Raw genomic sequence first — 12,724 nt, forward strand, 5'->3', positions numbered from 1 at the left:
AATTTTTCCCGCAATGCGGAAAGCCGCTGTCTCATTGATCGTTTTTTCAAATTTCCTTGCTTCACCGTATTGAATAATTTCAAAAAATACATTAAATTATATAGTAATAGTCAAGACGAAATAAACAACCGCATACGGACATTCTTATCAAGAGAGGGGGAGGGACTGGCCCGGTGAACCCTCAGCAACCTGGCCGCGGCCAAGGTGCTAAATCCAGACAGGCGGACGCCTGGAAGATAAGAAGAAGAAAATAAAAAGTCTTCTTCTTATAGAAGACTTTTTTCTTTTACTACGAAGAAACGGGGGAATCGAACGTGGGATTGCTGGATGAGTTGAAACAACGCATTCTCATCGCCGACGGGGCGATGGGAACGCTGTTATATTCGCACGGCGTTGACCGTTGTTTTGAAGAATTGAATCTATCGAATCCGGACGAAATCGTCCATATTCATGAAGCGTATATCGCGGCGGGCGCCGATGTCATCCAAACGAATACATACGGCGCCAACTATGTGAAACTTGCCCGCTACGGCTTGCAAGACGATGTGCCCGCCATTAACCGCGCTGCTGTAAAGCTCGCAAAACAAGCAGCGAACGGGCGGGCGTACGTGCTCGGGACGATCGGGGGGCTTCGCACGTTAAACAAAAGCGTCGTCACGCTCGAGGAAGTGAAGCGGACGTTCCGCGAGCAGCTGTTTGTGCTGCTTGCCGAAGGGGTCGACGGCGTGCTGTTGGAGACGTATTACGATTTGGAAGAGTTGGAGACGGTGCTGGCCATCGCCCGCAAAGAGACGGACTTGCCGATTATCGCCCATGTGTCGCTTCATGAAGTCGGCGTCTTGCAAGACGGCACGCCGCTCGCCGATGCCCTTAACCGCTTAGAGGCGCTGGGAGCCGATGTCGTCGGGCTCAACTGTCGACTCGGGCCGTACCATATGCTTCGGTCGCTTGAAGAAGTGCCGCTGCCAAAGCAGGCGTTTTTATCGGCGTACCCGAACGCGAGCCTCCCGGACTACCGCGACGGCCGGCTCGTGTATGAGACGAACGCCGAATATTTCGAGGAGACGGCCAAAGCGTTCCGCAACCAGGGGGTGCGCTTGATCGGCGGGTGCTGCGGCACGACGCCGAAACATATTGAAGCGATGGCAAAAGCGCTCACCGACCGGACGCCGGTGACGGAAAAAACGGTGAAACGGCGCGCGGTGCCCGTATCGGTGCAAGCGGATCGCCCCACCCCGACTCCGCTTCCCGAGCTTGCCCGCGCGCGCCGATCGGTCATCGTTGAACTCGACCCGCCGAAAAAACTCGGCATTGACAAGTTTCTCGCCGGAGCGAAAGCGCTCCATGACGCCGGCATCGATGCGCTGACGTTGGCCGACAATTCGCTCGCCACACCGCGCATCAGCAATGTTGCGGTCGGCTCGATCGTGAAAGAACGGCTCGGTGTTCGCCCGCTCGTGCATATTACGTGCCGCGATCGCAACTTGATCGGCTTGCAGTCGCACTTAATGGGCTTGCATACGCTCGGCATCACCGATGTGCTCGCTATTACCGGCGACCCTTCGAAAATTGGTGATTTCCCAGGGGCAACGTCCGTGTACGACTTATCATCGTTCGATCTTATCCGCTTGATCAGCCAGTTTAACGAAGGACTGTCATATTCGGGCAAATCGCTCGGACAAAAAACGAATTTCTCGATCGGTGCGGCCTTCAATCCGAACGTCCGCCATTTGGATAAAGCAGTTGTGCGGATGGAGAAAAAAATCCAATGCGGCGCCCACTATTTCTTGACCCAACCGATTTACTCGGAAGAAAAAATTGTGCAGATGTACGAAGCGACGAAACATCTTGACGCTCCGATTTACGTCGGCATTATGCCGCTTACGGGCACGCGGAATGCTGAATTTTTGCATCACGAAGTGCCAGGCATCACCCTATCGGATGAGATTCGCGCCCGCATGGCTGCTTGCGGCGACGACCCGGTGCAGGCGGCACGCGAAGGGATCGCCATCGCCAAATCGCTCATTGACGCTGCCTTTGATTTGTTCAACGGCATTTACTTGATCACACCGTTTTTACGCTATGACATGACAGTCGAGCTCGTCCGCTACATTCATGAAAAAGAAGCAGCGACTAAAGAAAGGAAGGTTGTTCATGGCTAACATCACCTTAGAACAGCAGCTGCAACGAAACATTCTCGTTATTGACGGCGCGATGGGGACAATGATCCAAAGCGCCAACCTATCGGCCGCTGATTTTGGCGGCGAGGCGTATGAAGGGTGCAACGAATATTTGACACTCACCGCCCCCCACGTCATCCGCCGCATTCACGAAGCGTATTTGGAAGCGGGCGCCGATATCATTGAAACAAACACGTTTGGGGCGACACGCATTGTGCTCGATGAATACGACCTTGGACATTTGGCGTTGAAACTCAACATCGAGGCGGCCAAACTCGCGAAACAAGCGGCCGAATCGTTCTCGACCCCCGATTGGCCGCGCTTTGTCGCCGGCTCGATGGGCCCTACGACGAAAACGTTGTCGGTGACAGGCGGCGCAACGTTTGAGGAACTCGTCGCCTCCTACGAAGAACAGGCGCGCGGATTGCTTTTGGGCGGCGTCGATCTCCTGTTGCTTGAGACGTGCCAAGATACGTTGAACGTGAAAGCGGGCTTCCTCGGCATTTCCAAGGCGTTTGAAGCGGTCGGCCGTCGCGTGCCGCTCATGATTTCCGGCACGATCGAACCGATGGGCACGACGCTCGCCGGCCAGGCGATCGACGCGTTTCTCATCTCGGTGCGCCATATGAAGCCGATCGCCGTCGGTTTAAACTGCGCGACAGGTCCCGAGTTTATGACCGACCATTTGCGCACGCTCGCTTCCCTTGCCGATACAGCCGTCAGCTGCTATCCGAACGCCGGGCTGCCCGATGAGGAAGGGCATTACCATGAAACGCCGGAGATGTTAGCGGAGAAAATTCGCCGCTTTGCCGAGAAAGGATGGATCAACATTGTCGGCGGATGCTGCGGCACGACGCCCGACCATATCCGCGCCATCGCCGAAGCGGTTCGCGGCATCCCGCCGCGGGCGATCCCGTCCTCCTTCGATGTGCACGCCGTCTCCGGCATCGAGGCGCTCATCTATGAGGAAACGATGCGCCCGCTCTTTGTCGGCGAACGGACAAACGTCATCGGCTCACGCAAGTTCAAGCGCCTGATTAGTGAAGGCAAGTACGAGGAAGCGGCGGAAATCGCCCGCGCCCAAGTGAAAAACGGCGCCCATGTCATCGACATTTGCTTGGCCGACCCGGACCGCGACGAACTGCACGACATGGAACAGTTCGTCCGCGAAGTGGTCAAAAAAGTGAAAGTGCCGCTTGTCATCGATTCGACCGACGAACGCGTCATCGAACGCGCCCTTACGTATTCGCAAGGGAAGGCGATCATCAACTCGATCAACCTCGAAGATGGCGAAGAGCGGTTTGCGAAAGTCGTTCCTCTTCTGCATCAATATGGCGCCGCCGTTGTCGTCGGCACGATCGATGAGCAAGGAATGGCGGTTACGGCCGAACGGAAATTGGAAATCGCCTTGCGTTCGTATGACTTGCTCGTCAACCGCTACGGCGTGCCGGCGCGCGACATCATTTTCGACCCGCTCGTCTTCCCGGTCGGCACCGGCGATGAGCAGTACATCGGCGCGGCGAAAGCAACGATCGAAGGCATCCGCCTCATTAAGGAGCGGCTGCCGGAGTGCTTGACGATTCTTGGCATCAGCAACGTCTCATTCGGCTTGCCGCCGGCCGGTCGCGAAGTGCTCAACTCGGTCTTTTTGTACCATTGCACGCAGGCCGGGCTCGATTATGCCATCGTCAACACCGAGAAGCTCGAGCGCTTTGCCTCGATTCCGGAAGATGAAGTTCGGATGGCCGAAGCTCTGCTGTTTGATACAAACGATGAAACGTTAAACGCCTTTATCGAATTTTACCGAAGCAAAATCACCGCCGCCAAACCGGCGCAGACAAATTTGAGCCTTGAGGAGCGGCTCGCCCGCTACGTCATTGAAGGGTCAAAAGACGGGCTCATTCCCGATTTGGAAAAAGCGCTTGAAACGTACTCCGACCCGCTGTCGATCATCAACGGTCCGCTCATGGCCGGCATGGATGAAGTCGGGCGGCTGTTCAACAACAACCAGCTCATCGTCGCCGAAGTGTTGCAAAGCGCGGAAGTGATGAAAGCGGCCGTCGCCTTCTTAGAACCGTATATGGAAAAGAAAGAAGGCAGCACCAAAGGAAAAGTCATTCTTGCCACCGTCAAAGGTGATGTCCATGACATCGGCAAAAACTTGGTTGATATCATTTTAAGCAACAACGGCTATGAAGTCGTCGACCTCGGCATTAAAGTCGCCCCGCAGCAACTGATCGAAGCGGCGCGCGAACATCGGCCGGATATCATCGGCCTGTCAGGGCTGCTTGTCAAATCGGCCCAACAGATGGTCGTCACCGCCCAAGATTTGCGGCAAGCGGGCATCTCAACCCCGATTTTAGTCGGCGGCGCCGCCTTAACGCGCAAGTTTACCGAAAATAAAATTGCGCCCGAATATGACGGCATCGTCTTGTACGCGAAAGACGCCATGGACGGGCTCGCGCTCGCCAACCAGCTCCAGCAAGGCGAGATCGAGTATACAAAAAAAGAAGCAGCCGAAAGCGAGCCAACGCGGTCAACGGTGGTCGCCACCGCAGTCAAATCGAACGTTTCGACCGACGTTCCCGTCTACGTCCCGGCCGACCTCGACCGCCACGTATTGCGACATGTGCCGCTTGACCACGTGCTGCCGTACGTCAACTGGCAAATGGTGCTCGGCCATCATCTCGGCTTGAAAGGAAAAGTGAAACGGCTGCTTGAAGAGAAGGACGAAAAAGCGCTGGCGTTAAAAGCGGTCGTCGACGAACTCATCGCCGAAGCGAAAGAACGCGGCTGGATTCAGCCTGCCGGCGCCTATCGCTTCTTCCCGGCGCAAAGCGACGGCAACCGCGTCTACATTTACGACCCAGCCGATGGCCAAACAGTGCTTGAAGTGTTCGACTTTCCGCGTCAGCCGCGAGCGCCGCACCTTTGCCTTGCCGATTACTTGAAACCGAAAGAAAGCGGCGAAATGGATTACGTCGGCTTGTTCGCCGTCACGGCCGGATACGGCATTCGCGAACTCGCCCAACGTTGGAAAGACGAAGGCGAATTTTTGAAAAGCCACGCCATCCAGGCGCTGGCGCTCGAGATTGCCGAAGGATTCGCCGAGCGCATCCACCAAATTATGCGCGACCGCTGGGGCTTCCCGGACGATCCGGATTTCACGATGGAAGAGCGCTTTGCCGCCAAATACCAAGGCCAGCGCTACTCGTTCGGCTACCCGGCCTGTCCGAACTTGGAAGACCAGGAGAAACTGTTCCGTCTCCTTCATCCGGAAGACATCGGCATCCGCCTCACCGACGGCTATATGATGGAGCCCGAAGCATCGGTTTCGGCGATCGTCTTCGCCCATCCGGAAGCGCGGTATTTCAATGTGTTATAAGCAGGAAACGAGCTGGACTATGCGAGCCAGCTCGTTTGCTTTTTTACGCACCTTGGCGTTTCCCGTTTTGCAGCAAAAAAGACGGGGGATTGGCGCTCTTGGGAAAATCGCGACGTTTGTTCACGTGTGAGCCATCATTGATTCAAATGATGGATTCAGGCATATAGCATTCCCCGCCAAGCCGACGAAAATCTTTTTCGTTCCAGGTGATGATCCCTTGGATGGATGAAGTGTGCTGCGCCAGTGCCGAAAGATACGCATCAGCAAAATCGACGCGGCGGCGGGCGCCGTATCTTTGCCTTGCCGATTACTTGAAAAAAAAGCGGCGAATTTTTACGACAAACGGATCTTCTGGCATTGGACGCCAAAATCTTTTTTGTTATAATAGTTATAACTTGTTATAACTATGAATAAAATAGTATAGAAGGAGAATCGATATGAGTACGGTGGTGAAAGCGATGGAACGAAAAATAACGAAAGTGGGGAACAGTCTAGGGATCACCCTTCCGCAGGAAGTATTGGACCATTTGAAAGTTAAACAAGGAGATGAAATTCAATTCCGTCTCGAAGCGGATGGAAAAGTGATTATAAGCAAACACGCCCCTATTGACTACAGCATCTTAGATGATTTTGGCCAAGATTTTGTGGATGGTCTCAAAGACTTATTTGAGAATTATGACAACACACTCCGAAATTTGGCGAAAAAGTAGGCGAAAACGAATATGACTCGTTTCTTGACGGAAAAAGAAATTATCTTCCTCAATGCCTTGTTGATCGAAAAATACACTCCAGGGGAACAAAAAGGGGTGAAATCTCCAGAGTTGTTGAACAGCGCGGTCAACCGCCCGAAACAAAGCGCTTTCGGACAGGACGCTTATCCAACTCTTTGGCTGAAAGCGGCAGCGTTGTACGCCAGCCTTTGCCAAAACCATCCGTTTCATAACGCCAATAAACGAACAGGATTTGCCGCCATGAAACAGTTCCTTTGGTTAAACGGTTATCGCTTTGCCGCTTCAGAAAAAGAGGCAGAGGACTATACCGTGAAAGTCGTGACCGATAAACCATCAATTGAAGAAATTGCGATGTGGATTGAAAGATGGGCGGAAAAAAGATGACCAACCACTCATTCATTGTTCATGCCCCATCCCCTCTCTGTACATATTTCCCCTCCTCCGTCCCATACTAACGATGACAATACATGCCAAGGAGGAGCAAACATGGTTACGAAGCAACAAACGACCTTGCCCCCGCAGCACCAAACGCGTCAGCCGGGCCTGCAAACGGAGATGAACCCGCAGCCGGTCACCATCAAAGACACGTATCAAGGAAGCGGCAAGCTCGAAAACAGAGTCGCCATCATCAGCGGCGGCGACAGCGGCATCGGCCGGGCGGTCGCCGTTCATTTCGCCAAAGAAGGAGCCGATGTGGCGATTGTTTATCTCAATGAACATGAAGACGCTGAGGAAACGAAACGGCTCGTCGAACAGGAAGGAAGACGGTGCCTGGCCATTGCGGGGGACATCGGAGATGAAGCGTTTTGCAAAGAAGCGGTGAAACAGACGATCGAAGCGTTCGGCAAGCTTGACATCGTCGTCAACAACGCCGCCGAACAGCACCCGCAGCCGAACTTTCTCAACATCACCGCCGCACAGCTGGAAAAAACGTTCCGCACGAACGTGTTCGGCTGCTTTTTCTTAACGAAAGCGGCGCTCCCGCACTTAAAAAGCGGAAGCGCCATTATTAACACCGCCTCGATCACCGCTTATGAAGGAAACGAGCAATTGATCGACTACTCGGCGACAAAAGGGGCGATTGTCGCGTTCACCCGCTCGCTCGCCAAAGCGCTCGTCGGCCAAGGCATTCGCGTCAACGGCGTCGCCCCGGGGCCCATTTGGACGCCGCTCATCCCGTCGACATTCAAAAGCGAGCAAGTCGCCACATTCGGCGCCAACACGCCGATGAAACGGCCCGGCCAGCCGAGCGAGGTCGCCCCGTGCTACGTCTTTTTGGCCAGCGACGAATCGTCGTACATGACCGGGCAAATGCTTCACGTCGACGGAGGAAAGTTCGTCAGCGGATGACGGCAACGGCCGCTCTGAAACGGGCGGCCGTTGCGGTTCATTCTTTTTGCCAAAATCGCGTTATCTTTCCTCACAAAACTGTAGAAACATTGTAAAAAAACCGGTACGATCAAGGTACGATGTTTCTCCACTTCTTTACAAGGTACCCCTCTTCTCTCCGTCCGCCCGTCATAGGGCGGACGGTTTTTGTTTGATTTACCGGCAGAATTCGGCTAGGCGCCTAGCCGAGATAGTTTTTTTATCCGGTTCTCCCCGCACACGACCCCCGCTCAACGAGCCGGTGCGGGATGATGATGCGCTTGACCGGTTCACTTGGGTTATTGATTTTTTCGATTAGACTTTTCGCCGCTTCGTAGCCGAGCTGGAAAATGCCGATGTCGACCGAGGTGAGCGGCGGGCGCGACATTTCGGCGAGCAGCGTGTTGTTGAAGCTGACGATCGACACGTCTTCCGGGACGCGCAGGCCGATTTCATCAAGCGTTTTCAGCATCCCAAGCGCCATCAAATCATCGGCGACGACAAGGCCGGTCGGCGGTTCAGGCAAGGAAAGAAGCTCTCTCATCGCCTCTTGGCCGCCTTCTTGCAAAAATTCTTCATGAACGACGTATTCCGGGCGGTACGGCAGCTCGGCTTCCTGCAGAGCCGCGGCGTAGCCGTTTTGCCGGTCGACGGTCACCAAATATTGCGGGTTGCCGCCGACAAAGGCGATCCGTTCATGGCCGCGGGCAATTAAATAGGCAGCCGCATCTTTTCCCGCCTGGACGTTGTCGTTGTCGACATGGGTGACTTGTTCCGCCTTTTGGTGTGGCTTGCCGATGACGACGAACGGAAAGCCATGCTTTAACAAGTATTTCATGAGCTTATCGTTTTGCCGCGAGTAAAGCAAAATGACGCCATCGACGCGCCGCCCTTGCAGCATCTCCACGACCCGTTCATAAATCTCACTTTCTTTTTCCCCGGTCGACATTTGCAAGGCGTACCGCTTTTCATGGGCGGCTTTGCTAATGCCGCGGATGACCGCTGGGAAAAATGGGTTTTGCAGCGCCTGGTCGGCCGAGCTTGGCATGACGATGCCGATCACTTGCGCCGCCTGGCTCGCAAGGCTGCGGGCGATAAAGTTCGGATGGTAGCCGAGCTCTTTCATCGCCTCGCGCACCCGCTGTTTCGTTTTCTCGCTGATGCGCGGGCTGTCGGCGATGACGCGCGAGACGGTCGACGGTGCGACATTCGCCCTTTTCGCCACATCTTTAATCGTAACGGTCATATGCCCCCTCCTTTCCATCTATTCTGGCATCCGTTTCGCCCGTTTTTTCACCATGTATAAAAACAGAAGAAAGAGCGCGTAAACAATGACGATCGCAGCGATAAACGGGATGTTGAGCCCCGTTTTTTCCCGCAGTTTGTACACCTCCGCCGTTTCGCGGTCCAATATAATGTCGTAGCCGTCATCATCGCCGCGGACAAGATCGTCCAGTAAAAAGCCGCGCAGCTCTTTGTTTTGCGGCAGCTGGTCATTGGTGAGGTGGACGTGCTGCGTTTCACCCGTGTTGTTTATGGCGATGACCGTTGTTTCATCTTCGTATTGCCGTTTCCACACCGCCATGCCGTCTTTTTCATACAAGAGCGTAAAATCGCCGCGCCGCAATGATGGCAGCTGTTGGCGAAGCGGGCCGATTTTTTTCAAGTAATCGATGATTTCCGGATCGGCGCGGAAATCCATCAGACGGCGGTTGTCCGGATCTTCGCCACCGTTCATGGCGATTTCCGTCCCGTAGTACATGATCGGGATGCCCGGGGCGGTGAACAAATATGTCATCGCCACTTTAATGCGCGAAACCGGATTGTTGCGGTTGTCAATGGCGAGTTTCGTAAAGCGGACGTTGTCATGGTTATCCAAAAACGTTCCAAGCAAATACGGGCGGTCGTAAAACGTTTTGTTGTATTCCCAGACGTCATACAGCGGGCGCAGCGACGCATCGCGTTTCGCAAGCGACTGCTTCACCGCGCCATACAGCGGGTAATCGACGAAACCGTCGATCCCGTATTTGCCGTACTCGGCAAGATCGCGCGGGTCGTCGCTCCATACTTCACCAAGAAGGAAAAAGTCTTTTTTCACCGATTTCACTTCTTTGGCGAACTCTTGCCAAAATGATTTTGGCACATGGCGCACCGTATCGAGGCGATAGCCGTCAATGTCCGCTTCTTTGATCCACCATTTGGCCGCATCGATTAAATATTTTTTGACCTCCGGATTTTCCTGCGCCAAATCCGGCAGCCCATACACCCAGCCATTTTCGAGCTGACGTTGATTGCTCCAATCGAAAATCTCTTTTTTCGGATGGAACCAATCTTTTTTCGCCGGGTCATGAAGCCACGGATGATTGTAACCGACGTGATTGGCGACAAAGTCCAAAATGACTTTCATGTCGCGCTTATGCGCTTCTTTCACCAATGTTTTCAAGTCGTCAAGCGTGCCGAAATGCGGATCGACGCGATAAAAATCTTTGATCCAATAGCCGTGATACCCGCCCGGCATGTTTTCAAAAATCGGCGTCAGCCAAATGGCGGTAAATCCCATCTCCTTGATGTAATCGAGCTTCGCGGTCACTCCTTTCAAATCGCCGCCGAAATACCCTTTCGGATCGTTCACATTCACATCTTCGTCGTTCGTCGGGTCCATATTGTTAAACCGGTCGACCATAATGAAGTAAATCGCTTCATCTTGCCACGTCCGTTCTTCTTTCTCCGCCGCCTGCACCGGCCAGGCATAAAAAAGAAGGAACGGAAGGATGAGCAGCGCACAAAGCCGGTTCCCCATTTCCTTCCCCTCCTTTGCCGTCTGTTTGTCCTGTGGAAACGGGTAAGCCCACTATTTATGATAGCGGTTCTTACCCTTTTGTGCCACCGGCAGTTAAGCCGGAAATCAAATAGCGCTGCAAGAACAAAAAGACGACGGCGATCGGCGCGGCAATCAAAATCGAGCCGGCGGCAAAGCGGGTGAAGTTGTTCGCAAACCGGTCGCTGATGAAGTTAAACAGCCCGACCGCCAGCGTAAACTTGTCCGGGTCGCGCAACACGATCGACGGCAGCAAAAAATCGGTGAACGGCGCCATAAAGTTGAACAACGCGACAACGGCCAAAATCGGCTTGGCCAAGGGCAGCATAATGCGGAAAAAGACGCCGAAATGCCCGGCTCCGTCGATGCGCGCCGCCTCATCAAGCTCGCGCGGAATCGTATCAAAGTACCCTTTGACTAGCCATGCGTTAAACGGAATTTGCCCGCCGACGTAAATGAGAATGAGCCCCCACAGCGAATCGAGCAAATGGAGCATGTTAAGCAAAATATAAAGCGCCACCATCGCCATAAGGGATGGAAACATTTGCAAGACTAAAAACAAATACAGACCCGTTTTTCGGCCGACAAATTTGTAGCGCGAAAACGCATAGGCGATGAGCGCGGTGAAAAAGACCGACAGCACGGCATTCACTGCCGCGACAAACAAACTGTTTTTATACCAAAGCAAATAGTCGCTCTGCGGGCTTGTGAACAACCATTTGTAATGGTCAAGCGTCCACTTCTCCGGAATGAGCGACGCCGAGTACAAGCTCGTACCGGGATTGAGAGACATGCTGATGGTCCAAAGGAGCGGATAGGCGATGACCACAAACATGAACGCAATAAATAGATAAATCAGCGTCACTTCGATATGCGATTTCCATTTGCGGCTCATTATATGTTCCCCTCCTCTTTAAAGGAACGGGTGCGCCGGAACTGATAGATGGCAAACCCGCTGACGATCAAGCCGATGATGAGCGAGATCGCTGCCGCCATATTGTAGTTGTTCGTCGTAAACGTCAAATCGTACACCCACGAGATCAAGATGTCCGTTCCACCCGCGTTTTGCCCGCGCACGGCAGGTCCCCCGTCGTTGAACAAATAGATGATGTTAAAGTTGTTGAAGTTGCCGGCATATTGCATAATCAACAGCGGCGCGGTGGCATACAGGACGTGCGGCAAGGTGATCGATGTGAACTTTTGCCAGCGCGTCGCCCCGTCGATGTCGGCCGCCTCGTACCAGTCGCGGGAAATGCTTTGCAAGACGCCGGTAAACAACGCAAACACAAACGGAAAGCCAAGCCATGTCTGAATCAAAATGAGCGCAACTTTCGCCCAAAACGGATCGGTCATCCATGGAATCGACAATCCAAACATGCTCAGCACTTCACGGTTGATCGCCCCAAATTTGTCGTTAAACATCGCCGCAAACACTAAAATTGTGACGAACGCCGGTACGGCCCACGGCAAAATGAGCACCGTGCGGATGAACCGCTTAAACTTGATGCGCGGGTCGTTGACAAGCAGCGCCAACAACAGCCCAAGGGCGATTTGCGCCGTCGTCGCCACCACGGTCCAGACAATCGTCCAGGCGAGAACGCTGAAAAACGTGCTTTTCCAAATCGGGATCGACACTAAGTTTTGAAAGTTTTCAAAGCCAACCCAGTTCAATAAATGGCGCGGCGGCGAGTTGTATAAGTTGTAGTCGGTGAACGCAAGCGACACCATAAACAACAGCGGCAGCACAACGATAAACAGAAGCATCAAAAGCCCTGGCGTGACAAAGATGTACGGAAATCCTTTATCCCAGGCGTTGCGGCACGATTCCAACAGCGACGGAAACGGCTCGCCCCTTTGCCGGCGGCGGGCGTCGTTGCGCGCATCAATGACGTTGGCGATATGCAGCGCGGCGGCAAACGCGATGATGATGACCGAAACCAACCCTTGAATCAACAGAAAAATCGAATGGTCAAGCATCGGGATTTCACCGAGCGTCACAAGCCCCCAAAGCCCGATGTTTAAAAAGTTGTAAAACGTCAGCAAAAACGAAGCTTCAATGATGATGAACAAGATGCCTTTGACATACCGGCGGTTGTACAACTGCCCAAGGCCGGCAAACAACAAAGACAGCGCCATCGCCACCGCCGGCCGATGGCGGACGTTTGCTTCCGGCATTCCAATCCCCCCTATCATATGGATAAGAATAGTGGATAGGGCTGATCCTATCCACCACGACATCACT

General features: G+C 53.7%; 9 protein-coding genes and 1 riboswitch. Of the genes, 5 read left to right on the top strand and 4 right to left on the bottom strand.

The genetic code is table 11. From position 1 onward, the window contains the following. Positions 1–141 precede the first annotated feature (141 nt). Positions 142–243: riboswitch (SAM riboswitch) on the top strand. A gap of 71 nt (positions 244–314) precedes the next feature. From ACTVDO_RS05040 to ACTVDO_RS05060, 5 genes are all read left to right on the top strand, one after another. Continuing rightward, complete coding sequence (locus ACTVDO_RS05040) at positions 315–2,162, top strand: bifunctional homocysteine S-methyltransferase/methylenetetrahydrofolate reductase (protein ID WP_442901159.1); 1,848 nt, start codon at positions 315–317, stop codon at positions 2,160–2,162. Then, the gene (gene metH / locus ACTVDO_RS05045; RefSeq protein ID WP_020958859.1) at positions 2,155–5,565 is read left to right on the top strand and encodes a methionine synthase; all 3,411 of its coding nucleotides are present in this window, start codon (positions 2,155–2,157) and stop codon (positions 5,563–5,565) included. The genes ACTVDO_RS05040 and metH overlap by 8 nt, the downstream gene beginning before the upstream one ends. A 437-nt stretch (positions 5,566–6,002) precedes the next feature. After that, positions 6,003–6,275: an AbrB/MazE/SpoVT family DNA-binding domain-containing protein gene (locus tag ACTVDO_RS05050; RefSeq protein WP_020958858.1), complete on the top strand. Its 273-nt coding sequence runs from the start codon at positions 6,003–6,005 to the stop codon at positions 6,273–6,275. A gap of 12 nt (positions 6,276–6,287) precedes the next feature. After that, positions 6,288–6,680, top strand: coding sequence for a type II toxin-antitoxin system death-on-curing family toxin (locus ACTVDO_RS05055; protein WP_020958857.1), 393 nt, complete (start codon positions 6,288–6,290; stop codon positions 6,678–6,680). Positions 6,681–6,782: 102 nt separating this feature from the next. Beyond that, positions 6,783–7,646, top strand: a complete 864-nt coding sequence (locus tag ACTVDO_RS05060) for an SDR family oxidoreductase (RefSeq protein WP_020958856.1) — start codon at positions 6,783–6,785, stop codon at positions 7,644–7,646. 238 nt (positions 7,647–7,884) lie between these two features. Here ACTVDO_RS05060 and ACTVDO_RS05065 read toward each other — a convergent pair whose 3' ends face one another. The 4 genes from ACTVDO_RS05065 to ACTVDO_RS05080 all read right to left on the bottom strand — a co-directional run bounded on the left by ACTVDO_RS05065 (position 7,885) and on the right by ACTVDO_RS05080 (position 12,657). Next, complete coding sequence (locus ACTVDO_RS05065) at positions 7,885–8,910, bottom strand: LacI family DNA-binding transcriptional regulator (RefSeq protein WP_020958855.1); 1,026 nt, start codon at positions 8,908–8,910, stop codon at positions 7,885–7,887. Positions 8,911–8,928: 18 nt separating this feature from the next. After that, a complete protein-coding gene (locus tag ACTVDO_RS05070) occupies positions 8,929–10,464 on the bottom strand; it encodes an alpha-amylase family glycosyl hydrolase (protein ID WP_020958854.1) in 1,536 nt (511 codons plus the stop codon). Between the two features lie 70 nt (positions 10,465–10,534). Beyond that, on the bottom strand, positions 10,535–11,377 hold the full coding sequence (locus tag ACTVDO_RS05075; RefSeq protein ID WP_020958853.1) for a sugar ABC transporter permease: 843 nt from the start codon (positions 11,375–11,377) through the stop codon (positions 10,535–10,537). Beyond that, positions 11,377–12,657 carry a carbohydrate ABC transporter permease gene (locus ACTVDO_RS05080; RefSeq protein WP_020958852.1) on the bottom strand — a complete coding sequence of 427 codons (1,281 nt, stop codon included), beginning with the start codon at positions 12,655–12,657 and terminating at the stop codon, positions 11,377–11,379. Before ACTVDO_RS05080 ends, ACTVDO_RS05075 begins: the two co-directional genes overlap by 1 nt. Positions 12,658–12,724 lie beyond the last annotated feature (67 nt).

Origin of the sequence: Geobacillus sp. BK01, assembly GCF_052220245.1 — a bacterium.
Classification (GTDB): domain Bacteria; phylum Bacillota; class Bacilli; order Bacillales; family Anoxybacillaceae; genus Geobacillus.

Coding starts and splice junctions, on each gene's coding strand:
- ACTVDO_RS05080 (WP_020958852.1), bottom strand. CDS start 12,657: ATGCCGGAAGCAAACGTCCGCCATCGGCCGGCGGTGGCGATGGCGCTG.
- ACTVDO_RS05055 (WP_020958857.1), top strand. CDS start 6,288: ATGACTCGTTTCTTGACGGAAAAAGAAATTATCTTCCTCAATGCCTTG.
- ACTVDO_RS05050 (WP_020958858.1), top strand. CDS start 6,003: ATGAGTACGGTGGTGAAAGCGATGGAACGAAAAATAACGAAAGTGGGG.
- ACTVDO_RS05075 (WP_020958853.1), bottom strand. CDS start 11,377: ATGAGCCGCAAATGGAAATCGCATATCGAAGTGACGCTGATTTATCTA.
- metH (WP_020958859.1), top strand. CDS start 2,155: ATGGCTAACATCACCTTAGAACAGCAGCTGCAACGAAACATTCTCGTT.
- ACTVDO_RS05070 (WP_020958854.1), bottom strand. CDS start 10,464: ATGGGGAACCGGCTTTGTGCGCTGCTCATCCTTCCGTTCCTTCTTTTT.
- ACTVDO_RS05065 (WP_020958855.1), bottom strand. CDS start 8,910: ATGACCGTTACGATTAAAGATGTGGCGAAAAGGGCGAATGTCGCACCG.
- ACTVDO_RS05060 (WP_020958856.1), top strand. CDS start 6,783: ATGGTTACGAAGCAACAAACGACCTTGCCCCCGCAGCACCAAACGCGT.